The organism is Syntrophorhabdaceae bacterium, assembly GCA_036504895.1.
Taxonomy (GTDB): Bacteria; Desulfobacterota; Syntrophorhabdia; order Syntrophorhabdales; family Syntrophorhabdaceae; genus PNOM01.
In genome coordinates, this window is record DASXUJ010000008.1 from 48,231 (window position 1) to 71,471 (window position 23,241).

21 protein-coding genes and 2 tRNA genes are annotated in these 23,241 nt (G+C 54.4%); 20 read left to right on the forward strand and 3 right to left on the reverse strand.

Annotation, left to right across the window (positions count from 1 at the left end; genetic code table 11):
- Nucleotides 1–306 precede the first annotated feature (306 nt).
- From dnaA to VGJ94_01065, 15 genes are all read left to right on the forward strand, one after another.
- Complete coding sequence (gene dnaA, locus VGJ94_00995; GenBank protein ID HEY3275169.1) at nucleotides 307–1,623, forward strand: chromosomal replication initiator protein DnaA; 1,317 nt, start codon at nucleotides 307–309, stop codon at nucleotides 1,621–1,623.
- Nucleotides 1,624–1,740: 117 nt separating this feature from the next.
- Nucleotides 1,741–2,829 (forward strand): DNA polymerase III subunit beta, encoded by a 1,089-nt coding sequence (dnaN, locus tag VGJ94_01000; GenBank protein ID HEY3275170.1) that lies wholly within the window; start codon nucleotides 1,741–1,743, stop codon nucleotides 2,827–2,829.
- A gap of 13 nt (nucleotides 2,830–2,842) precedes the next feature.
- Nucleotides 2,843–5,209 (forward strand): DNA topoisomerase (ATP-hydrolyzing) subunit B, encoded by a 2,367-nt coding sequence (gyrB, locus tag VGJ94_01005; protein HEY3275171.1) that lies wholly within the window; start codon nucleotides 2,843–2,845, stop codon nucleotides 5,207–5,209.
- Nucleotides 5,206–5,826, forward strand: a complete 621-nt coding sequence (gene coaE / locus VGJ94_01010) for a dephospho-CoA kinase (GenBank protein HEY3275172.1) — start codon at nucleotides 5,206–5,208, stop codon at nucleotides 5,824–5,826. Before gyrB ends, coaE begins: the two co-directional genes overlap by 4 nt.
- Nucleotides 5,808–7,061 (forward strand): transcription termination factor Rho, encoded by a 1,254-nt coding sequence (gene rho / locus VGJ94_01015; protein HEY3275173.1) that lies wholly within the window; start codon nucleotides 5,808–5,810, stop codon nucleotides 7,059–7,061. Before coaE ends, rho begins: the two co-directional genes overlap by 19 nt.
- Before the next feature lies 1 nt (nucleotide 7,062).
- Nucleotides 7,063–7,272 carry a 50S ribosomal protein L31 gene (rpmE, locus tag VGJ94_01020; GenBank protein HEY3275174.1) on the forward strand — a complete coding sequence of 70 codons (210 nt, stop codon included), beginning with the start codon at nucleotides 7,063–7,065 and terminating at the stop codon, nucleotides 7,270–7,272.
- Nucleotides 7,272–8,336, forward strand: coding sequence for a peptide chain release factor 1 (prfA, locus tag VGJ94_01025; GenBank protein ID HEY3275175.1), 1,065 nt, complete (start codon nucleotides 7,272–7,274; stop codon nucleotides 8,334–8,336). The genes rpmE and prfA overlap by 1 nt, the downstream gene beginning before the upstream one ends.
- A 25-nt stretch (nucleotides 8,337–8,361) precedes the next feature.
- A complete protein-coding gene (gene prmC / locus VGJ94_01030) occupies nucleotides 8,362–9,174 on the forward strand; it encodes a peptide chain release factor N(5)-glutamine methyltransferase (GenBank protein HEY3275176.1) in 813 nt (270 codons plus the stop codon).
- Nucleotides 9,159–10,433, forward strand: a complete 1,275-nt coding sequence (gene murA / locus VGJ94_01035) for a UDP-N-acetylglucosamine 1-carboxyvinyltransferase (protein HEY3275177.1) — start codon at nucleotides 9,159–9,161, stop codon at nucleotides 10,431–10,433. Before prmC ends, murA begins: the two co-directional genes overlap by 16 nt.
- On the forward strand, nucleotides 10,414–11,691 hold the full coding sequence (gene hisD, locus VGJ94_01040) for a histidinol dehydrogenase (GenBank protein ID HEY3275178.1): 1,278 nt from the start codon (nucleotides 10,414–10,416) through the stop codon (nucleotides 11,689–11,691). Before murA ends, hisD begins: the two co-directional genes overlap by 20 nt.
- A complete protein-coding gene (gene hisG, locus VGJ94_01045; GenBank protein ID HEY3275179.1) occupies nucleotides 11,688–12,557 on the forward strand; it encodes an ATP phosphoribosyltransferase in 870 nt (289 codons plus the stop codon). The genes hisD and hisG overlap by 4 nt, the downstream gene beginning before the upstream one ends.
- Nucleotides 12,558–12,567: 10 nt before the next feature.
- Nucleotides 12,568–13,158 carry an imidazoleglycerol-phosphate dehydratase HisB gene (gene hisB / locus VGJ94_01050; GenBank protein HEY3275180.1) on the forward strand — a complete coding sequence of 197 codons (591 nt, stop codon included), beginning with the start codon at nucleotides 12,568–12,570 and terminating at the stop codon, nucleotides 13,156–13,158.
- Entirely contained in the window at nucleotides 13,155–13,757 is a 603-nt protein-coding gene (hisH, locus tag VGJ94_01055) for an imidazole glycerol phosphate synthase subunit HisH (GenBank protein ID HEY3275181.1), read from the forward strand. Before hisB ends, hisH begins: the two co-directional genes overlap by 4 nt.
- Nucleotides 13,758–14,754: 997 nt before the next feature.
- Nucleotides 14,755–15,654, forward strand: coding sequence for a PocR ligand-binding domain-containing protein (locus VGJ94_01060; protein HEY3275182.1), 900 nt, complete (start codon nucleotides 14,755–14,757; stop codon nucleotides 15,652–15,654).
- A 172-nt stretch (nucleotides 15,655–15,826) separates the two neighbouring features.
- Nucleotides 15,827–16,012, forward strand: coding sequence for a hypothetical protein (locus tag VGJ94_01065; protein ID HEY3275183.1), 186 nt, complete (start codon nucleotides 15,827–15,829; stop codon nucleotides 16,010–16,012).
- A 14-nt stretch (nucleotides 16,013–16,026) separates the two neighbouring features.
- On the opposite strand, the gene VGJ94_01070 is transcribed toward VGJ94_01065, so the two are convergent.
- The 3 genes from VGJ94_01070 to VGJ94_01080 all read right to left on the reverse strand — a co-directional run bounded on the left by VGJ94_01070 (nucleotide 16,027) and on the right by VGJ94_01080 (nucleotide 18,363).
- Nucleotides 16,027–16,108, reverse strand: a tRNA-Leu gene (locus VGJ94_01070).
- Between the two features lie 319 nt (nucleotides 16,109–16,427).
- A complete protein-coding gene (locus VGJ94_01075; GenBank protein HEY3275184.1) occupies nucleotides 16,428–17,774 on the reverse strand; it encodes a radical SAM protein in 1,347 nt (448 codons plus the stop codon).
- A 13-nt stretch (nucleotides 17,775–17,787) separates the two neighbouring features.
- Nucleotides 17,788–18,363: a rhomboid family intramembrane serine protease gene (locus VGJ94_01080; protein HEY3275185.1), complete on the reverse strand. Its 576-nt coding sequence runs from the start codon at nucleotides 18,361–18,363 to the stop codon at nucleotides 17,788–17,790.
- Between the two features lie 148 nt (nucleotides 18,364–18,511).
- On the opposite strand from VGJ94_01080, the gene galT reads away from it, so the two are divergent.
- The 5 genes from galT (at nucleotide 18,512) to VGJ94_01105 (ending at nucleotide 23,219) form a co-directional block, all read left to right on the forward strand.
- The gene (gene galT / locus VGJ94_01085; protein ID HEY3275186.1) at nucleotides 18,512–19,513 is read left to right on the forward strand and encodes a galactose-1-phosphate uridylyltransferase; all 1,002 of its coding nucleotides are present in this window, start codon (nucleotides 18,512–18,514) and stop codon (nucleotides 19,511–19,513) included.
- Between the two features lie 9 nt (nucleotides 19,514–19,522).
- Nucleotides 19,523–20,980, forward strand: coding sequence for a glycogen synthase GlgA (gene glgA, locus VGJ94_01090; protein HEY3275187.1), 1,458 nt, complete (start codon nucleotides 19,523–19,525; stop codon nucleotides 20,978–20,980).
- On the forward strand, nucleotides 20,967–22,700 hold the full coding sequence (locus tag VGJ94_01095) for an ATP-binding protein (GenBank protein HEY3275188.1): 1,734 nt from the start codon (nucleotides 20,967–20,969) through the stop codon (nucleotides 22,698–22,700). The genes glgA and VGJ94_01095 overlap by 14 nt, the downstream gene beginning before the upstream one ends.
- A complete protein-coding gene (locus VGJ94_01100) occupies nucleotides 22,697–23,056 on the forward strand; it encodes a response regulator (GenBank protein ID HEY3275189.1) in 360 nt (119 codons plus the stop codon). The genes VGJ94_01095 and VGJ94_01100 overlap by 4 nt, the downstream gene beginning before the upstream one ends.
- A gap of 91 nt (nucleotides 23,057–23,147) precedes the next feature.
- A tRNA-Ala gene (locus tag VGJ94_01105) sits at nucleotides 23,148–23,219 on the forward strand.
- Nucleotides 23,220–23,241 lie beyond the last annotated feature (22 nt).

Consider the following 23,241-nt stretch of genomic DNA (forward strand, 5'->3'; position numbering starts at 1 on the left):
CGGCACTGTCGCCGGTTGGACGGAATATTGCTTTTGTCCGCCCTTATCCGGTTTTATCTGCGGCGAAAAAACGTTTGCCCTGAACGGACTCTCTGCCGGGTCAGACCCTTCCGCCCCGCCCCCGGCGGGCTTTCCCTCTCCCTGCGCCTCTCTCGCAAGCCTTTGTCTTTATTGAAAGGAAAGAAAAAGGGGAATCAAAAAAGAGTTGCATTATTTTCTTGTTTATATTAGTATTCCACTTAAGCCATTCGGAAACCTTTTAGTTATCCACATATGTTGAAAATATGTTGAAAATGATGTACACTAATGGATGATATTATCTCCCAGATAAAACCTAAGATTGCGGGCATAATCAGCGAGGATAGCTATAGAACGTGGATTGAGCCCATACAATTTTCGGATTACAGGGACGATAAATGTTATGTTTCGGTCCCCAACACCTTCTTCCGTGACTGGATCGTAGAGAATTTCGAGCCCATCCTCGTGAGCCTGATCAAAGATGTAACCAAAACGGACACGAAGATAGAATATGTCCTGAAGAAGGATACAAAGCCCGAAGAGGCGCGGGGCGTGGTGGTCAAAAAGCCACCCAAATATAATATCTTTAACCCCCGCTATACTTTCGAGAACTTTGTCGTGGGTGCGAGCAACCAGTTCGCGAACGCGGCCTGCCTCGCGGTGGCCACGAACCCGGGTAAGACTTACAATCCCCTCTTCATTTATGGGGGAGTGGGTCTCGGGAAAACCCACCTCCTGAACGCGATCGGAAATTTCCTGCTCACCCACAGCAACATCGGGCCCGAGAGGATCTGTTATATTACGGCGGAGGTTTTTACCAACGAGCTTATTAATTCGCTCCGATATGAAAAGATGGAAGATTTCAGAAACAGGTTCAGGAGAATGGATATCCTCCTCATAGACGACATACAGTTTATTGCGGGAAAAGAGCGGACCCAGGCGGAATTTTTCCATACCTTCAACGCCCTCTATGACACGATGAAACAGATCGTGGTAACGAGCGATAAATTTCCCCGGGATATCGAGAATTTCGAGGAGAGGCTCCGGTCCCGGTTCGAGTGGGGTCTCATCGCGGACATCCAGTCCCTCGATCTGGAGACAAAGGTGGCAATCCTCAATAAAAAGGCGGAGTATGAAAATGTAGACCTTCCCCTCGACGTCTCCTTTTTCATCGCGTCGAATGTGGATGACAACGTGCGCTCCCTCGAAGGCTCCCTTACCCGCATCGTCGCCTTTTCTTCTCTCAAGGGGACACCCATCACCATAGAGCTCGCAAAGGACGTGATGGGCCATCTCATAAAGGAAAAGAAAAAGGAGATTACCATCGACCTCATCATCGAGCAGGTGGCCTCTTATTTTTCCATCAAGGTATCGGAGCTGAAATCGGAGAGGCGCATCAGATCTCTCATGGTGCCGCGCCAGATCGCGGTTTATCTCTCGAGGAAGCTTACGGATTCATCCCTGGTAAGCATTGGTGAAAAGTTTGGAGGGAAGGATCACGCAACTGTCCTCCACTCCATAAGAAAAATAGAGGGGGAAATAAAAATTAAAAAGGAGTTGAAAAACACTGTGGAAAATCTGGAATCGAGGATTAAGCTCACATGAGACTCCACGGCTTCCACATTCCTTCAGCCCTTTTTGCTTTTCCTATCGTTTTGAAATTACTGGCGGCCGGCAGCTTTTCCACAAGTTAACACTACTTATTATGATGACGAGGTATTTATGAATATAAATATAGATAAAAGCCTTATTTCAGCTCCTATATCAAAGTTGGTAGGAATAACGGAAAAAAGGTCTCTCATGCCCATATTGTCAAATGTACTGATTGCCTTTGGCAGAGAAGGAACAATCATATATTCGACAGACCTTGAATTGAGCGCCATAAGCCGGGTCGATTTCAAAACCGAGGAAGATCGTAAGATCGTGGTCCATGGCAGAAAGTTTCTCGATATTCTCAAGGAGATGGAGAGCGGCGAGGTGAATCTCCAGATAAAGGAGAATACCCTCACCATAAAGCAGAAACAGACGGAGATCGTGCTGAGTCTTCAGGACCCCGAGGAATTTCCGGAGGTAAAGGAGATAGAGGGATATGAAGAGTTCTTCATCAACGGTAGACTCCTCCAGGACATCACCGACCGGGTGAGCTTCGCCATATCGAACGACGAGACCCGCTACGTGCTTACGGGCATGCACCTGAAGGGCATGGAGGGAAAGGTCGTCGTGGTGGGCACGGACGGGTTCAGGATGGCCCTCTACCAGAAAGAGATCGAGAACATCAAGGGTTTCAAGGGAATCACCATCCCCAAGAGGTCCGTGACGGAGATAGAGCGGATTATAGGGGACGACGAAAAAGTCAAGCTGAGCATCGACGAGAAGCACATACAGTTTTCCACGGAAAAGGTAACGGTGGTATCGAGGATCATTGAGGGAAACTTCCCTGATTATGACAACGTGATCCCCCAGCAGAGCGAAAATGTTGCCGGTCTCGACAAGGAGCATTTTCTGCGTGGTTTGCGGAGGGTATCGGCGATCATGGGAAGGTCCGAGCCGGTGAAGATCAACTTGTCCCCTGGACAGATGGAGATCGAGGCGGAATCGGATATAGGGCACGCGAAGGAAGCCTTGCAGATTTCATACGAGGGCGAGACTATAAGCATGAATTTCAACGTGAGGTTCCTGCTCGATATCGTATCTCATATCGACGGGGAGCGCATGGTAGTAAAAGTGCCTCCCACCTACGGCGCGGTCCTTTTTGAAGAAGAAGGAAGCACCGAGTACTACAAAAACATCGTAATGCCGATCAGAGTCTAAAAGGGATTAAGAAATGAGAGAATACGGAGCAGAGAGTATTAAAATACTGGGGGGTCTTGACGCGGTCAGGAAAGTACCTTCCATGTATATTGGAAATACAGGCGTGGAAGGCCTTCACCACTTGGTCTACGAGCTCGTGGACAATAGTGTGGACGAGGCCCTGGAAGGCTATTGCAACAAAATTCAGATCACCATTCATCGCGACAACAGCGTCACCTGCGAGGATAACGGGAGAGGCATCCCTGTTGCCATGCATGCGGAGGAGAAGATGCCCGCCCTCGAAGTGGTGCTTACCAAACTCCACGCGGGAGGAAAGTTCGATAAGGATACCTACCGGTATTCGGCCGGCCTCCACGGCGTAGGGCTCTCCGTGGTGAATGCCCTGTCCGAATATCTGGAAGTGGAAGTGCGCAGGGACGGCAAGGTCTATTTCCAGAGGTACGAAGGCGGCGCCAAGATCACCGAGCTCAAGGTGATCGGAGATACGGAGAAAACAGGGACGAAGGTAAAATTCAAGGCCGACGGGACCCTTTTCGAGACCGAAGAGATCATGTATGACATTATCGCCCACAGGATGAGGGAGATATCCTTCCTCAATAACGGCATCCATATCATCGTGTCGGACGAGAGAAAAGGGAAGCGTCAGGAGTTCAGGCATGAAGGCGGCGTCAAGGCCTTTGTAAAGTTTCTCAATACGAATAAGACCGTGCTCTTCGAAGAGCCTGTCTATATCATCACCGAGCGCAGCCCCCTCGATTTCATCCAGGTGGCGATCCAGTATAACGACGGCTACAATGAGAACGTCTACAGCTTCGTCAATAATGTCCATACCCAGGAGGGAGGCACCCATGTCGCCGGCTTCAGGGGCGCCCTTACCCGGAGCATCAATAATTTCATCCAGACAAACCCTTCCATAAAAAATAAGGAGAATGTCTCGGGAGACGATATTAAAGAAGGGATGACCACGGTCATCAGCTGTAAGGTGGCAAACCCCCAGTTCGAAGGGCAGACCAAGACGAAGCTCGGAAACAGCGAGATCAAAGGCGTCATGGAATCGGTCCTCAACGAGCAGTTGAGTGAATATTTCGAGCTCCACGAGGACATCGCCAAGATCATCATCAATAAGGCCATGGAGGCGAAAAAGGCAAGGGAAGCCGCAAAGAAGGCAAAAGAGCTCGTGAAGAGCAAGAGCCTCCTCGAGAGCGGAATACTTCCCGGCAAACTCGCCGACTGCCAGGAGAGCGAGCCTCACCTCTGCGAGATATACATCGTGGAGGGCGACTCGGCGGGTGGCTCGGCAAAACAGGGCAGGGACAGGAAGACCCAGGCCATCCTGCCTCTTCGGGGCAAGATCCTCAATGTGGAAAAATCGAGACAGGAGAAGGTGCTCAGCAACCTTGAGATAAAAGCCATCTACCTCGCCCTCGGCATCAATACGGAGACCATCGAAAAGCTGAGATACCACAAAGTAATCATCATGACCGATGCGGACGTGGACGGCTCCCATATACGGACCCTGCTGCTCACCCTTTTCTACAGAAAGATGCCCGACCTTCTCATGAACGGCTACGTCTATATCGCCCAGCCGCCCCTTTATAAGCTGAAATACGGGTCGAAAGAGATCTATGCCAAGGACGAAGACGATTTCGAGCGCCACGTCATGGCCCGGGGCATGGACAAGATAGACTGTTATCTGAACGGCACAAAAATAGAAGGGGAAGACCTCAGGAGCGCGATCGAGAAGATCAGGGTTGTGGAGCGCTTCGCGAGGGATATGACCATCATGGGCACGGCGAACAGGAAAATCATACTCGGTCTCCTTACCGCGGACATCTCCCGCAGGGAAGACCTGGAAGATTCTTATAAGCTCAATATCGTAAAAGAATATGTGGAGCAGCAGGGATACGGGGCCGCACTCTCGAAGGACCCGGAGAACAACCTCTGGTCCCTTATCGTGACGGACCCTTCGGCAAAAGTACCTACCGAGATAAAGATAGATTACGAGATGTGCTCCGAAGGAGATTATCTCGCCGCCTTCAAGGCGTACAAACAGGTCCTTTCTTTCTACGAAGGCGAGGTGCGGGTCGCAAACGGAAATAACGAGACCTTTTTTCATAACGGGGAAGGTTTCATCAACCATATCAATGTGGTGGGAAAAGAAGGGATGAATATCCAGAGATATAAAGGTCTCGGAGAGATGAACCCCGAGCAGCTCTGGACGACCACCATGGACCCGGAAAAAAGGACCCTTCTCAGGGTCTCGATAGAAGACGCGGTCGAGGCCGATCAGATGTTCACGGTGCTCATGGGCAGCAACATAGAGACGAGAAGACTCTTTATCGAAGAGAATGCCCTGAATGTGAGAAACCTCGATATATGATCACCATAGGGGTGACGGGCATAATCGGGAGCGGAAAAACGACCGTCTCGACGATGCTTAATAAGGCCGGCTATACCGTAGTTGATCTCGACAATCTTGCAAAAGAAGTCTCGGACAGCGCTCAGGTAATAGACGATATTATAAAGAATTTCGGAAAGCAGTATATAAAGGACGATATGACGGTTGACGCCGGGGCCTTGAGGGCCTTAGTTTTTAAAGATAAGGAACACCTCAAAATACTTGAGCAAATTGTGCATCCTCGGCTCGTGGCGGAGATGGAAAAACGGATCGCCCTCGAGAGGCAAAAGGGAGCGAAAGCCGTAATCATCGACGGCCCCCTGATTTTCGAAAAAGGTCTCAACAAAGAACTCGACAAGACGATCGTCGTATCCGCACAGATGAATATCATAAAAGAAAGGCTTGTGAGAAGGGGAATGGAAAAAGAAGATGTGGAAAGACGGATTGCCAATCAGATTCCCCTGGAAGAAAAAGAAAGGCTGGCAGATTACGTGGTGAGGAACAACGGAAGCGAAGAAGATCTTAGAAAAGAGCTGGAAATCCTCTTGGAAAAGATAAAAACATGGGAGGTAGAGGATACATGCATCTTAATGAATTAAAGAAAAAAAGGATCGGGGAACTGACCCATATGGCGAAGGAGATGAATATAGATAACGCCGCCGGTTTGAGAAAACAGGAGCTTATCTTCGCCATACTCCAGGCCTTTGTGGATAAAAACGAATCCGTATATGGGGAAGGGGTCCTGGAGGTGCTTCAGGAAGGCTTCGGCTTCCTCAGGTCCACCGATTCGAATTACCTCCCCGGCCCTGACGACATCTATATCTCGCCTTCCCAGATAAAGAGATTCGGCTTAAGGACGGGAGACACCACATCCGGGCAGATCCGCCCTCCCAAGGATAACGAAAAATATTTCGCCCTCCTCAAGGTGGAGACGATAAATTTCGACGACCCGAGCGTGGCGAAGGACAAGATCATATTCGACAACCTGACCCCCATCTATCCGAACGAGAGGCTGAAGCTGGAGACGGTCACCGACAACCTCTCCACAAGGGTAATGGACCTCTTCACCCCCATCGGCAAAGGACAGAGGGGACTCATCGTCGCCCCCCCCAGAACGGGCAAGACCATGCTCCTCCAGCACATCGCGAACAGCATCACGAAGAACCATAAAGAGGTCCACCTTATCGTGCTGCTCATCGATGAAAGGCCCGAGGAAGTCACGGACATGATACGCTCGGTGAACGGAGAGGTAATAAGCTCTACCTTCGACGAGCCTGCCACGAGACACGTCCAGGTCGCGGAGATCGTGATCGAGAAGGCGAAGAGGCTCGTGGAGCACAAGAGAGACGTGGTTATCCTCCTCGACAGCATCACGAGACTCGCGAGGGCGTACAATACGGTGGTCCCTTCCAGCGGAAAGATACTCTCCGGCGGCATCGACGCCTCGGCCATGCAGAAGCCGAGAAGGTTCTTCGGCGCAGCCAAGAACATCGAGGAGGGGGGCAGCCTCACCATCGTGGCCACGGCGCTCATCGACACGGGAAGCAGGATGGATGAGGTCATTTTTGAAGAGTTCAAGGGCACGGGCAACATGGAGATCTACCTCGACCGGAAGCTCGCGGAAAAGAGGGTCTTCCCGGCCATCGATATAAACAAATCAGGGACCAGAAAAGAGGAGCTCCTCCTCGAAAACGGGGACCTGTCGAGAATTTGGCTTTTAAGAAAGGTGCTCCAGCCTATGAATCAGGTGGAGGCTATGGAGTTCCTCCTCGAGAAGCTTACAGATGTCGATTCAAATAAAGATTTTCTCTATTCAATGAGCAAAGGAGGCTAACATGAAAAAAGGAATACATCCGGAGCTGAAAACCGCGGCCGTGAAATGCGCGTGCGGGCACACGTTCGAGACCCTTTCGGTGAAAGAAAAGATCACGGTCGAAATCTGCGCCAAGTGCCACCCCATCTTCACGGGCAAGGAAAAGAGGATCGATTCAGCCGGGCAGGTAGAAAAATTCGAGAGAAGGTACGGTAAGAAAACAGAAAAGTAATGTTCGAAAGACTGGAAGAGACGGAGAAGCGGTACCGGGAGATCGAAGCGGAGATGTCCCTGCCCGAATCCATGGCCAACATGGAAGTATATAAAAAGCTGGCCAAGGAGCGGACGGAGATCAAAGAGGTCGTCGACCTCTTCAGGGAATGGAAGAAACGGAAGGAAGACGCCGAGAATTGCGCCGAGATGGTGAGCACCGAGACTGACGAGGAGCTTAAACAGATGGCGCGAGACGAAGCGGCCCTCCTGGACAAGGAGAGGGAGACCTATGAAAACCTTCTCACCGAAAGGCTGCTCAGAAAGCACGAGTCTACCTCCAGGAGCATGTTCCTCGAAATCAGGGCGGGTACGGGCGGAGGAGAGGCAGCGCTCTTCGCGCGGGAGCTCCTCACCATGTACCTCAGGTATGCGGAAAAGATGCGCTGGAAGACCGAGCTTATGGAAGCGTCCATTTCGGACCTTGGGGGCCTCAAAGAGGCCATACTCCTGGTGGAGAACAAGGACGCCTTCGGTATGCTCAAGTATGAGAGCGGCGTCCACAGGGTCCAGAGGGTGCCCCTGACCGAAGCACAGGGGCGGATCCACACGTCCACCGTGACCGTCGCGGTACTCCCGGAGCCCGAGGAGCTCGAGCTCGACATCAGCCCCGACGAAATGCGTATCGATGTCTTCCGGTCGAGCGGCCCCGGAGGTCAGCACGTGAATACCACCGACTCCGCCGTCAGAATTACCCATATCCCCACGGGCCTCGTGGTCACCTGCCAGGACGAAAAATCCCAGCATAAAAATAAGGCCAAGGCGATACGGGTGCTCCGGGCACGCCTGAAAGAGAAGATGGAGGGCGAGAAGGAGCAGGAGATCTCTGAAGAGCGGCGAAAACAGGTGGGCACCGGCGACAGGAGCGAGCGCATACGTACCTACAATTTCCCCCAGGGAAGGGTAACCGATCACAGGATCGGCCTCACCCTTTATAAGCTCCAGGATGTATTGGACGGGAACCTCGACGCCATCATTACCCCCTTGTCCGCCCACTTTCGTTCCGAAACCATCAAAAACGGGTAGAGAACCCTTGCGGATCAGAGACCTCATGACAAAAGGTGGGGAATTGACCGGACTTGAGAAGGTAGCCATAATCTCCCGGGTCCTTTCCCTTCGCAGTGAAGCGGTGCTGGCCCATCCGGACAGAGAGATGGGCGAGTCCGCGGCCCGCCGCATCAAAGACCTCTTCGCCCAAAGGGAGACGGGGAAGCCCCTCGCCTACATTACGGGAGAAAAGGAATTCTTCTCCCATCCCTTTGCCGTTGACGGAAACGTCCTTATCCCGCGACCCGACACGGAGGTGCTCGTGGAAGAGGCCCTCTCAATTCTCGGGGGCCGCCCGCTGATGCGATCTGTCGTGGACATGGGCACCGGCTCGGGCATTATCGGGAATACGGTAGCAAGGAAATCGGGACGCTCTGTGCTCTGCGTCGATGTCTCTACGCCGGCGTTGTCGGTGGCGCAAAAAAACGGAAGAGACCCCGCGGTCTCGGGACGCCTGACCTTTCTGTGCTCCGACCTCTTCTACGCGGTCAAGAAAGGAGCGAGATTCGACATGGTCCTTGCCAACCTTCCCTATGTGCCGGAGGGTGAATGGGAAGATCTCATGAAGGACGTAAAAGAGTTCGAGCCTGCCCTCGCGCTCCTCGGAGGGGCCGACGGTCTCGACGTCTACCGGAGTTTTGTTCGCGCCCTGCCCGATCACATGGAAGAAGGGGGATATGTGCTCTGTGAGATAGGGTCCGCAAGACAGGCGGACATGCTGGGAGAGCTCCTCGCGTCCGTCGGGTGTATGGTGACGAAGAAGAAAGACCTTGCAGGCAAGGAAAGGGTGGTCATAGGAAAATGGATAAATTCGTAATAGAGGGCGGCGAGCGGCTCAACGGCACAGTCCGTATGAGCGGTTCCAAAAACGCAGTCCTGCCCGTGCTCGCGGCGACGATCCTCGCGAAAGGCGTCTATGCGATCGGAAATGTGCCCCGCCTCAAAGACGTGGAGACCATGGCGAGACTCATCGGTATTCTCGGGGCAAAAGCGGAGTGGAAAGAAGACCACATATTGCGCGTGGATACCAAAGGAACGGGCAACCATGTGGCGCCTTACGAGCTCGTGAAGGAGATGAGGGCCTCGGTCCTCGTCCTCGGAGCCCTCATAAGCGCGTTTAAAAAGGCCACGGTCTCCTATCCGGGAGGGTGCGCCATAGGGGAGCGGCCCATAGACCTCCACCTGAAGGGACTTACGGCGCTGGGCTGCGACGTCCATATGAAGGAAGGATATGTGGAGGTGACGGCAAAGCATATGAAGGGTGGGCGCATCACCTTCGAGACCACCACGGTCGGAGGGACGGAAAATATCCTTATGGCCGCGGTGCGGGCAAAAGGGGAGACGGTGATCGAGAACGCCGCCCGGGAGCCCGAGGTGGTCGACCTCGCGCGGATGCTCAGGAAAATGGGTGCAAAGATCGATGGGGAAGGTACCCAGGTCATTCGGATACGCGGGGTTGATTCACTCAAGGCCTGCAATTACGATGTGATCCCGGACCGGATCGAGACAGGCACCTTTCTTGCCGCCTGCGCCATGACCAGGGGTAATATTACTATAGAGAATTGCGTGCCGGAGCATATAAAAGCGGTGATCGAGAAGCTCAGAGAAACGGGCATGGAGATTACGGAAGAGGGGAGTACCATCCGGGCCGCCATGACGCGGAAAAGGCCCATCGCGGTGGACATAAAGACCATACCTTATCCAGGGTTCCCCACGGACATGCAGGCCCAGATGATGGCCCTTATGACCATCTCACGGGGAGTGAGCGCCGTAACGGAGACCATATTCGAGAACAGGATGATGCATGCGGCAGAGCTTCGCCGGATGGGAGGGGATATACGGGTCATCGGTAAGACCGCGATCGTGAAGGGCGGGAAAAGCCTCTCCGGCGCAAAGGTGATGGCCACCGACCTCCGGGCAAGCGCCTCCCTGATCATAGCCGGACTCGCGGCCTACGGCACTACCGAGATCTCGCGGATCTACCATATCGACAGGGGTTATGAAGCGATCGAAAAGAAGCTCTCCGGACTTGGAGCCAGGATAGAGAGGAAGAAAGATGAAGATATGGGATCTTGAAAGGGAATATGACCGCCTCATCCCCTTCATCTCCGAGGGGAGAGAAAGAAGAAAAGCGTCCATAGGTCCCGCGGTACAGAAGATAAAGAAGGAGCTCCTCGCCCACGGCGAGGCGGCACTCGTGGAATTCTCGAAGCGCTGGGACGGTTGGGAAAAGGAATATCCCCTCAAAGTCACGGAGGACGAAATCCGGGAGGCCGCGGAGGCCATACCCCATGGGGACCGGGCCATCATCCGCGGCATGATACAGAACGTGCGCGCCTTTCACCGCTTCCAGAAATCCAAATCACGCACCTACCGGAGCAGGGGCCTTCTCGTGAAAGAGGAGTTCGTGCCCGTTGAAAAGGCCATGGTCTATGTCCCCGGCGGCACCGCGCCATACCCGTCATCCGTGACCATGGGGGTGGTGCCCGCCCAACTCGCCGGCGTGAAAGAGATATTTTTGGCCACACCGGCGAAAAAGGGCGCCATAAACCCCTATATCCTCGCCGCATGTTCCATGCTCGGCGTGACGGAGGTCTTCCGGATCGGCGGCGCCCAGGCCGTATTTGCCTTTTCCTTCGGCATCGGACCCATCCCAAAGGTCGATATTATCGTGGGTCCCGGAAACGCCTACGTTGAAGAGGCAAAGAGGGACGTCTACGGGAGGGTGGGGATCGATATGCTCGCCGGCCCCTCGGAGCTCGTCGTTCTTGCCACTGAAGCATTTTCACCGCGCCTCCTCGCGTGGGACCTGATGTCACAGGCAGAACATGATGAGATGGCAATGGTGGGTTTGATCTCTCCTTCCGAAGCACACCTCAGGGAGGTCGAACAAGAGATAGACAGCCTCATCGGATCGAGCCCCAGGGCTGCCGTGACGAGAAAGGCCCTGGACGAAAATGGCTTTCTCGCCCGCTACAAAGACATAGATAAGGCAATCAGCCTGGTGAATGCCATCGCACCCGAGCATATGGAGCTTATCGGCGATGAAGCCCTGGGTGAGAGGATCCTTTATCCGGGCATCCTTTACGTCGGGCCCTCGACCCCGGTTGCGCTGGGCGATTATTATATCGGTACCAATCATGTGCTGCCCACGAGCGGCGCGGGAAGGTTTACCGGGGGGCTCTCAGTCGACACCTTCCTGAGAAGAAAAATGGTGGTGAAGGCGGAGAAGGAATTCATCACACGATACGGGGACAATGCCGAAAGGCTCGCCCGCATAGAAGGTCTCTTCGCCCACGGAGAGGCCATAAAGGCCAGAAAGGAGTCCAAATGAAACTGAAAATAGGTTTACCGAAGGGAAGCCTCCAGGAGACGACGTTCAAGCTTTTCAAGAACGCGGGGTACACGATAAAACTGCCGGAGCGCTCCTATGTGCCGGTAATCGACGACCCTGAAATAGAAGGCCTCGTGATAAGGGCCCAGGAGATGGCCCGCTATGTGGAAGACGGCATCCTCGACATGGGGATCACCGGATACGACTGGGTAAAGGAACAGGACGCGAAGGTGGTGGAGCTGGTCCGCCTCAAGTACGGGAAGGTGGGGTTCAGGGGGGTAAAATGGGTAGTGGCCGTGCCCATGGATTCGCCCATAAAGACCGTCGAAGACCTGAAGGGAAAGAAGATCGCCACCGAGCTGGTAGGGTTTACGAAGAGGTTCCTCAAGAAGAGGGGCATCGAGGCGAGCGTTGAATTCTCATGGGGCGCGACCGAGGTGAAGCCGCCTCTTCTGGCGGATGCGATTATCGAAGTCACGGAAACCGGGGCCTCCCTGAAGGCCAACAATCTGAGGATCGTGGATACGATCCTCGAGTCGGAGACCGTGGTGATCGCCAATAAAGACGCATGGAAAGACAAGTGGAAAAAAAGAAAGATAGAGAATATAATGATCTTGTTGAAAGGCGCGCTCCTGGCGGAAGAGAAGGTGGGGCTCAAGATGAATGTGCCGAGGAAGGTGCTGAAAACAGTGACCGAAATCCTCCCCTCCCTCCATACGCCCACGGTGTCGAACCTTTCAGACGATAAATGGGTCGCCATAGAGGTGATCATCGACGAGAAGGTGGTGAGGGATATTATCCCCGACCTGAAACGGGCCGGAGCGGAAGGCATCGTTGAGTATCCTTTGAGCAAGGTAATACCCTAAGGGGGAAAATATGGCAAAAGCAAGGCAGGCGAAGGTAGAGAGACAGACAAAGGAGACCGACATCAAAATAAAATTGACGGTCGATGGGGAGGGCATGGGCGACTCCTGCACTGCCATACCCTTCTTCGACCACATGCTCAATCTCTTCGCACGCCACGGCATGTTCGACCTGAGCGTGGAGGCCAAGGGGGACCTCGATGTGGATACCCATCATACTGTCGAGGATGTGGGCATCGTCATGGGCAAGGCGCTGAAAGAGGCCATCGGCAGCGCGGAGGGCCTCAGGCGGTACGGCCATGCCATAGTGCCCATGGATGAATCTCTCGCCATGGTGGCCATAGATATGAGCGGAAGGCCCGCCTTTGTGTGGAACGGAGAGCTCCAGGGGAGGATCGCCATGTTCGATCTCGAGGTGGTGAAGGAGTTCTTCAAGGGTTTCGTGGGCGAGGCCAGGTGCGCGCTCCACGTGAACGTGCTGTACGGGGACAACCTCCATCACAAGGTGGAGGCCGTCTTCAAGGGATTCGGAAAGGCCCTCAAGGAAGCGGTCACGAGAGACGAACGGATCAAAGGGGTCCTGTCAACTAAAGGAATGTTATGATCGCAATAGTCGATTACGGTATGGGAAACCTGAAGAGCGTGACCAACGCCTTCCAGAAGCTTCATGCCGACGCAGTGATTACAAGGGACAAATCAATCATCGAGAAGGCGAAGGGCATTGTCCTTCCCGGTGTGGGCGCCTTCGGGAAGTGCATCGAAAATCTCGAGACCTTCGGGCTTCTCGATTTTATCAAAGAGTTGATCGAGAACGACAAGCTCTACCTCGGCATATGTCTCGGTATGCAGATCCTTTTCGAGACGAGTGAAGAGGCGCCCGGAGTGCGGGGCATGGGGTTCGTGAAGGGGACCGTTCCCCGGTTCGACGGGAGCCTGAAGGTGCCGCACATGGGCTGGAACAGTATCGAGCGCGTTCATGGCGCCGAGATCCTGGACGGCATACGGGAAGGCGAGTTCTTCTACTTCGTCCACTCCTACTATTGTTCTCCTGAAGAGGACGTGACGGCCACGAAAACGACATACGGGATCGACTTCGCGTCGTCAATTCAGAAAAAAAGGGTATTCGCCTGCCAATTCCACCCGGAAAAAAGCCAGCGCGTGGGACTCGCCCTGCTTACGAATTTCATTAAGATGACGAAATAGGCGCACAGCTGTTCATGGGGCCCGCGTCGCATGCCATTTAGGGGGCTCACGTCGCCCCCTCGGCGAACAAAGTCCGCCGAGCCTCCCCCCTCTCGCGCGCTGTGCGCGCTACATCACGCCGGGAAGATCCCTACCTGTGCCTTCGTCTTAATTTCCGCTTTGCGTTGTAAACGGTATGCTCACTTTTCGCGCTCCTTAGTCAACTGAGGTGCCGGGCCTTTCATCCACTCTTACCGGGTTTGCGCCGCACATTTGTAAGGGGCTTGCGTCGCCCCTCCGATAGCAAAGCTATCGGAGCCTCCCCCCTAAGGGCGCCTACTTTTGGCTACTCTTTGTGGCGCTCGCGGTTCGCGCTGTGACGCAGGAAATTTCTTGCAAGATTCATCAGGACATCGGATTATCGAACTGCTTCCATTTAAATCTTATTCCGCCGCACCTTCAGGTGTAAGTCATATTGTTTCTTGGATCATATGGAACGATAAATGTGAGCGGCTGCCGACGGACTTTTTTGGGCGGGTGCTGTTCGGCCGACGGAGGTATTAACCGGACAGGGCAACTACGGTTTGGCGACGGGTGTCTATTTTTCAAATTGGACCAACTGCAGGGGGGAGGGGAGGGGGGCAAAAAATTGTCTTGACGGGCGCTAAAAACGATCTCGCAGAATTCGCGAGGCGGCACGAAAAGGCACCCATGAGGGTCATACTGACTTGAAGAGGGTGTAATGCAGTACAAGGGGTACAAGGGCCGCCAGAGAGATCGGCCGTTGCGGTCTTTTGTTGATGATGGGGTTTCGGGAGCACCAAATGACTGGAAGCACTCGTTCCCTTGATACGGTGAAAAAAACGTGCGAAAATTTATAAAAGTTCCTGATCCTCGAGGTTTGCGAAATTAACATATTCATCGTGTGGGGGCGCCGTCTATAATAGAAAGTTCGCAGAGATCGGCGCCAAGGGGGAGTGAGGGTATTCTTGTTGACGGCAAATGTGGCATAGAAGATTTGATCGACCTCGGAAGCCTGGGCAGGATTTTCAAGACCTTCGCGGAGATTACCGGATTCGGGATCGGTCTGGCGCAGCATCCTTCGGACAGGGTGCTTTTGACCTCCGGCTGGTCGGATCTGTGCGCCCGCTTTCATAGGGGCTCTCCTTCATCGCAACAGGTGTGCGAGAAGGGTCTTCATGACCTTTTCCGACAGGCGGGGGAGCCTGGCGTGCTGATAGTGAGGGAGTGCGGCCATGGTGCGGCAGATTGTGCCCTCCCGGTGTTTATCGAGGGGGCCCATGTGGCGAGCCTCTTCACGGGACAGGCATTCATTGAAGCACCCGACCGCCTGACTCTCCGGAATCAGGTGGAACAATACGGCTATAATTCCGAGGAATATCTCAAAGCCGCATCGCGTCTACCGGTAGTCATGAGAGAAGAGCTGGCGAACAAAGCCTCTTTCCTGACCGCAGTCGCCGTGATTATTGAGGAAATGGCGCTTCAGAATATGGAGACGAAGAAGAGAGCCGAACTGGTCGAGAAGGAGATGAGGCGGCACGAGGATAGAGAGAGGACGCTCGCGGCAGGGGAGCGTCGATTTCGCACGGTCCTTAATTCCCTGAATGACGGAGTCCTCAGCTGTGATCCTGAAACGGGTCTCATTATGGACGTAGACGAACGCGTGTGTGAGATCTTCGGCTGGACCGGCGCAGAAGCGCAAGGACTGCCGGTAATGCAGGTATTCGGTGACGAGCCGCAGTTTTCCGGGGAAGAAGCGGTCGCCTTCCTTAGGAGGGCCGCAACAGAGGCCCTCAGCTCATCCGCCGGAGGGCGAAGCGGAAAGAGGGCAACTGGTTTTGGGCGGAGGTGGGGACGAGGCACGCGAATATCGATGGGAAAGAGCGGATCCTGGTAACCGTCCGGGACGTTTCGAAAGACCAAAAGGCCGAAGAAATGCTGCAACGGACGGAGAAAAAGTATCACGCCATCTTCGATAACGCCTATGGTCATCTTTCAGACGACGCCGGAGGGACGGTTCCTGAGCGCCAATAGGGCCCTTGCACGGCTCCACGGATACGAAAGGGGGCATGGGAGGAAAAGAGGTCTTCGACCGGATACGCTCCTTGGACCCTGCCATCAAGGCCATCATCTCGAGCGGCTATACCGATGACCCTGCCTTCTCCCGCTACCGGGAATACGGCTTCAAGGGGGTCATCACCAAGCCTTATAAGATAGAGGAGCTTAAGGAGCTGCTTCGGGAAGTGGCGGGGTAGGTTTAGGGGAAAAATGCGAGAGAGGGGACTTGAACCCCTATGGTGTAACCCGCTGGATCCTAAGTCCAGTGCGTCTGCCAGTTCCGCCACTCTCGCGCGTCGATCAACTATTTAACACTATTCACCGTCAATTTTCAAGGCAGATTAGAGTGGCGGGGGCGCAGCGGTGCCGGTGACCGGCCCCCGTGCACGCTCCGGGCAGAGAAAGCTTGGCGCGAAAAAAAAGGCGAATACCGTCCCCCCCATCCCCTACGTCACCCTTCGGTCGCTCCAGGGGGTACTACGTCGCCCCTCTTTCCGCTGAGTTTTCTTCGCTGCCCTGCGCTTAACGCACCAAGACGAACCAGCAACATCCCTCCTTTGGGATAGCGAGGATTTGGAAAGCGCGGAATTAGAGCCACTGCCACTTAAAGGCTCAAGCGCGTGAAGCAGCGGCGTAGGTCTCGGCGAGGTATGTCTTGAGATAGGCGAGGTCCTCTTCGGTGAAGCCTTCCCAGGCGAAGGGGAAGAGGGCGTTATTCTGATAGATCGGGTCCTCGTCCAGGGGATAGCGGGCGTGGGAGGCATATTGCTCGTAGAGGGGGGTGTGGGGGATGGGCGTGTATTCGGCGATGTGGGCGCGGACCCCGAGTCCGGCGAGATAGTCTATGGAGGCCTTCACGTCCTGCCATTTCTGAAAGGGCAAGCCGGAAAGGATGTAGGCTGCCACACGTTCTAAGGGAAAGGCGGCGGCCTTGAGTGATCTCAGGGCCCTCTCGAAGACCCGGGTAGTGACCTTTCCGCCGGTTGTGCGCTGGAGGGCGGGATCGACTGTCTCGAGGCCGAAGCGGACCTCCTCGAAGCCGGCGAGAGAAAGAAGATCTGCCAGTTCCTCATCCATAAAGGCTGCATTGACCGCATTTGGGTTGTAGAGGTTTATGGGCGAGGGGAGGCGGGAGAGCTCCCTGAGGAGGGGCTTTGCAAAGGCATCCGACTGGTAGAGGAAGCTGTCGTCGTAGAGGACGAAGCGGCTGACGCCTTGCTCCTGCCAGTGACGGACCTCGTAGAGGGTGCTTGCGGGGCTCCTCCGCGCCATACGGGGGTGCATAAAAGGCGTGGCGCAGTAGGCGCAATGGAATGCGCAGCCGTAGGAGGTAAGAAGGGGAACAAAAGGCAGGGAGTCATAGAGGTCGAAGGCCGGATAGGGGAGGGCGTCGAGATCGTAGAGAGAGGGTCTGAAAGGGAGGGGATAATGAAAGCTCTCCTCGACGTAGCGGTAGAGGATATCCATCTGCCGGTGGGAGAGGACAAGGTCGGCGTCGCCTTTATGGGCCTGGGCGTGTTCGATGCAGAGAGACGGGTAGATGCCGCCCATGACGATCCGGGCGTGGGGATAGGCCTCGCGCGCGACCCGGGCTGTCTCGTGGGCGCCCATGTACCAGTAAGTCATTATGGAGGTGATGAGGACGAGGTCGGGTGGCTCGAGGAGGGCCAGCTCCTCCCGAAGCCGGACGGGCGATATGCCGTAGCGCTTGAGGCGTTTCTTTATGCCTGCGAGAGGGGCGGGAAGGGGCCCGCGGGACTTCTCCTTGACGAACGGGGCGCGGCCGTCGGGCTTTCGCTTCTCTTCCTGGCTCCTCATACAGTCGATGAGGGTCACCTCGGCGCCGTTTTGCCGGAGGACGGCGCCCGTATAAAGCAGGCCCAGGGGGCTCGACCAGAAGTTGTAGGCGGCGAAATCATATATGTGGGGATTGATCAGGAGGACCCGTAAATGTTTCACGTGAAACATTCCCCTAACGACGGGCCCTGCCGAGGCGGAAAAGACTGACCATGACGAGACCGAATATAAAGCCACCGATATGGGCAAACCAGGCCACCCCCTCACCGTAGGAGAAGAGGATCTGCATGATGAACCATACCGTCAGGAGCAGCACTGCGGGCAGTTCGACGATTTTGATGAAGATCACGATGATGAGCGCAGTTTTGACACGTGCGAAAGGGTAGAGGACCAGGTAAGCCCCAAGGATTCCGGAGACGGCCCCGCTCGCACCGATCATGGGGACCGCCGAAAGGGGGTCGTAAAAGTACTGAAAGGCTGCCGCGGCCGTGCCCGAAAGGAGGTAGAAGAAGAAGAACCTCCCGTGACCGAGGGCGTCCTCCACGTTGCTGCCGAAGATCCACAGGTAAAGCATATTCCCCAGGATGTGCAGCCATCCGCCGTGGAGGAACATGGAGGTGAAGACGGTAAGAAGGTTGTAGGGCACAAGTCCCCACTGTCCCGCCAGAGCGGCGGAGAGCTCATGCGGCACGAGACCGAAAGAGCGATAGAGATCAAGGCTTGAGGGACCGTGAAGGTATAGTTTTTGCATGAGGAACACTGTCAGGTTTACAAGGATAATCGATGTGTTTATAATTGGATATGTGCGTGACCGTATGTTAACCTTAAGCGGTATCATTGGTAAATGTCTTACCACGGGTTTCTTTCCGTGTCAAAACTAGGATAAAAGGGAGCGATGTATGCCTGAGCTGAGAAAGGACCCTATTATTGACAGATGGGTCATAATATCGACCGAGAGGGGCAAGAGGCCTGTCTTCTTTGTCGAGGAATCGCCCCCGGCAAAACCGGGCATGTGCCCGCTCTGCCCGGGCAACGAGAACATGACTCCTCCCGAAGTCTATGCGATCAGAAACGACTTTTCGCCGCCCAATAGCCCGGGATGGAGCCTGAGGGTAGTACCCAATAAATTTCCTGCCCTGCGGATCGAAGGGGGCCTCAACAAAGAAGGTGTCGGGCTCTTCGATAAGATGAACGGCGTGGGCGCCCACGAGGTGATCGTGGAGACCCCCGTCCACGGGGAGACCCTGGGCGTGATGGATATCGAGGATATTGTAAACACCTTCGTAGCCTATAAAGAGAGGGTGCTCGACCTCGCGAAAGACAAGAGATTCAAATACGTGATGGTCTTCAAAAACCATGGATCGATTGCAGGGGCCTCACTCGACCATTCCCACTCGCAACTGATCGCCCTGCCCGTTGTCCCCAAGAGGGTCCTGGAGGAGATCAGCGGCGGCCTTGCCTATTACCGGTATAAAGACCGGTGTATCTTCTGCGATATCATAGCCCAGGAGAAAGAGGACGGGGTGCGGGTGGTCTTCGAGAACGCCTACTTTATCGCCATCTCGCCCTATGCCTCCCGGTTCCCTTTTGAAACCTGGATCATCCCGAAGAGGCATGAGCCCTATTTCGTGACCCCGGAAAAAGAAGATAACTTCTACGAGTTCGCGGAGGCACTCTCCACGATCCTCAGGAAATATAACAAGGTGCTCAACTCACCGCCCTACAATTTCATGATCCATACCGCACCCTTCGGAAACGGCGAGATGCACCACTATCACTGGCACCTGGAGATTATTCCCCGACTGACGAAGCTTGCAGGCTTCGAATGGGGGACAGGGTTCTATATAAACCCGACCCCGCCGGAGGAGGCTACCGAGTATTTGAGAGAAACCACGACCTAGGGGGCTCATATGAAGGTGTTGATTGCTTCTCCCGAAATATTTCCCTTTGTGAAAACAGGCGGTCTCGCGGACGTGACCGGGGCCCTCCCCAAGGCGCTCAAGAAGCTCGGGGCCGATGTGCGGGTAATACTCCCGAAGCACAAGGGCATCGATGAACAGAAATTTCCCATGGAATATAAGAACATGACCGTATCCTGCCAGGTATCCCAGTCGATGGTCGATGCGGAGATCGTGGAGAGCAGCTATGACGGAGTCACCGCGTACCTGGTGGAAAAAGACGAATATTACTATCGGGATTACCTCTACAGCACCCCCGACGGCGATTACCTCGATAATGCGGAACGGTTTGTATTCTTTTCAAAAATCATACTGGAGGCCATAAAGGCGACCGGCTTCGTGCCCGACGTGCTCCACTGCAACGATTGGGAGACGGCCCTGGCGCCTGTATTCCTGAAGACCATCTACAAGGACGACCCGGTCCTCAAGGATATCCCGACCGTCTTTACCATCCACAACCTCGGCTACCAGGGAATATTCTGGCATCACGACATGCACCTCCTCAATATGGGCTGGGAATACTTCACCCCCGATTACCTCGAATTCTTCGGTAATATCAATTTCATGAAAGGGGGGATCATATTTTCGGACCTCATAAGCACGGTAAGCAAGAAGTACGCGGAAGAGATTCAAACCCAGGAGTTCGGCTACGGCCTCGACGGCCTTCTTCGCACCAGGAAGAAAGACCTTTACGGCATCGTGAACGGCATAGACTACGGGGACTGGAACCCGGAAAACGACCGTCTTCTCCCGGCCACGTACACGATCGGGCAGATGGGGAACAAGGCGGTCTGCAAAAGGGAGCTCCAGAAGGCCTTCGGACTGGGAGCCGATGATCGCAGACCGCTCATTGCGACCATAGGAAGGCTCGCCGATCAGAAAGGGGCCGATCTCATCTCATCGAGCCTCGAAGAGATGCTCGCCCTCGGCGTCCAATACGTGGTCCTCGGAACGGGAGAGAGGAAGTATCATGAAATATTTACGGAGCTGGCGAAGGCATTTCCCGACTCCTTTTCCGTCAAGATCGCCTATGACAACGGTCTCGCTCATCTGATTGAGGCGGGCGCCGATATGTTCCTCATGCCCTCCCGGTACGAGCCCTGCGGCCTCAATCAACTTTATAGTCTCAAATACGGGACCGTGCCCGTGGTAAGAGGCGTGGGAGGCCTCGAAGATACCATTACGGATTATACCTCGGAGCCACGCCTCGGAACAGGGTTCAAATTCTATGAGTATACGAAAGACGCCCTTATTGAAACACTTGAAAGGGCGCTCGCAGTGTACGGAAGGGCGGACGAATGGCAAACCCTTGCAAAAAGGTGCATGACTGCCGATTTCTCATGGGAAAGATCCGCGAAAGAGTACCTCGATCTCTATGCAAAAGCAATGAGTGCCCATGAATTACCTTGAATTATTCGGAAAAGTAATAGAGATATCCCACTCCAACCTTGAGATATCGTCACGCGTAAAATCGATTCTGAATATCATTGCCCAGGAGCTTGGGTTCGAGGAGGTCCTGGTCTATACCCTCGATCAGGATAAGAGGCTCACCTGCCGCTTCATGAACGACAAGAGCACCCTTTTCAAGATCCTGAGCAAGTACAGGTGTCACATGGGCGAAGGCGTGGTGGGCAGTGTGGCGCAACGCAGGGCGCCGCGATATTACAACTCCAAGGACATTCCCCCGAGGTTCGGCTGCCTTTTTTATCCGGACCTCGACGGCCTGGACGGGAAGTTCAAAACCTTCGCCTTCCTTCCGCTCGCCGACGACAGTTATCTCCATGGCGTGCTCATCGCCATATCGTCGAAAGAGACCATCGACAGCCAGGAAAAGATCCTTCTCTCCATACTGTCTCGCGAGATCGGCGGAGTGCTGCGCACCTATTCCCTTATCCTCGGCTCCAAGAAAAGGATAAGCGAGCTCGCGACCCTCTCCGAGCTCGGCAAGGTGCTCACTTCCGACGTGGAGCCCCGGGAGCTCCTGAAAACCCTCACCCTCATTATCGCAAAGGCCCTGAACGCGAGGTTCGTGACCATCAAACTCGAGTATCCCTTCCTGAGCCTGGGCTCCCAGAGGTTTACTCACGGGGCCATCGAAGCCCAGACCATGGAATACGTCAACGACCTCGAAGGGGAGGCCGTAAAAAACAAGAGGTCCCTGTCTCTCAAAGACCGCCTTCCCGAGACGGAGGAGAAGGTGCTCAAGTTTTCCGTTCACACCTCTCCCATGCTCTCGAAGAGCCGCATTATCGGGACAATTACCATGGGAGCCACCAAAATCCAGTCTTTCGTGGGCGAAGAGGATGGACAGTCGCTTATCAATACCATATCGAATTATATGTCGAACGGTCTTGAAAATACCCTTCTCAACAGGCGACTCCGGGATGTGGTGCGGGAGCTGAGCGACGCACAAAAGAGGCTCATCGAACAGGAGAAGCTCAAGAGCCTGGGAGAGATGACCGCGAATATCGCCCATGAGATAAAGAACCCCCTCGTCATTATCGGCGGCTTCACCAAGAGGCTCGCGAAGAAGGCCGTCCTCGACCAGCCCGAGCAACGCTACGTGGAGATCATCCTCAAAGAGGTCACGCGCCTGGAGGCGATACTCAATGAGGTGCTCAACTATGTGAAGGAAGGTCCCATCGCCACCGGAATGTGTGATATAAACGCCACCCTGGATGAGGTTCTTTCCCTCTTTACCCCCGACAGCGCCTGGAGAAACGTGAAGATCGAGAAGAAATATGGCGAAAACCTGCCCCCCGTGCTCTGCGACAGCCAGCAGATCAAGCAGGTCCTGATCAACATACTGATAAATGCCTTCGAGGCCATGAGCGGCAAGGGGAAGGTGAGGATAGAGACGTGCGAGACCGTAACCGATCGGAGAAACTTCCTCGCCGTCTCCATCTCGGATACCGGCGGCGGCATAGACCCCTCCATCATGGATAACATCTTCAACCCCTTCTTCACTACAAAAGAGAAGGGGACGGGCCTCGGGCTCGCCATATCGAACAAGATCCTGATCAACCATAACGGCAGGCTTGACATAAAGAACGAGGTAGGAAAGGGCGTAACGTTCATGGTGTATCTTCCGATCCAAAACAATACTATAATAGCAGAGGAGTTTTTATGAAAACCGTGAGACTGATGGTCGTTGACGACGAGGAGAACATAAGGATCCTCTTTAAGGAAGAACTGGAGGACGAAGGCTATGAGGTCGAGCTGGCTTCCAATGGATATGAGGCCATCGAGAAGTTCAAGGCAGGCACCTTCGATCTCATCATTCTCGACATCAAGATGCCGGGGATGGACGGCATCCAGGTCCTGAGCGAGATCAAGAACAGCAATAAAGATCAGCCCGTGGTCCTCTGCTCGGCGTATGGCGAATTCAAACAGGATTTCTCGAGCTGGGTGTCGGATGGATATGTAGTAAAATCGGCCGATACGAGCGAGCTCAAGCAGACTATTAAGAAGATCCTGAACCTCTAGGGACGTTAAGGAAGAAGGGCCGCCATGCGAGGCCGGGCAAGAAAAAACTTGCTATTGCGACAGGGAACATACTATTATAAAGCTGATCAACGGGGGTGTAGCTCAGTGGGAGAGCATCTCGTTCGCAACGAGGGGGCCGCGGGTTCGAATCCCGCCATCTCCACATTCCTATAAGTTGATTGTCA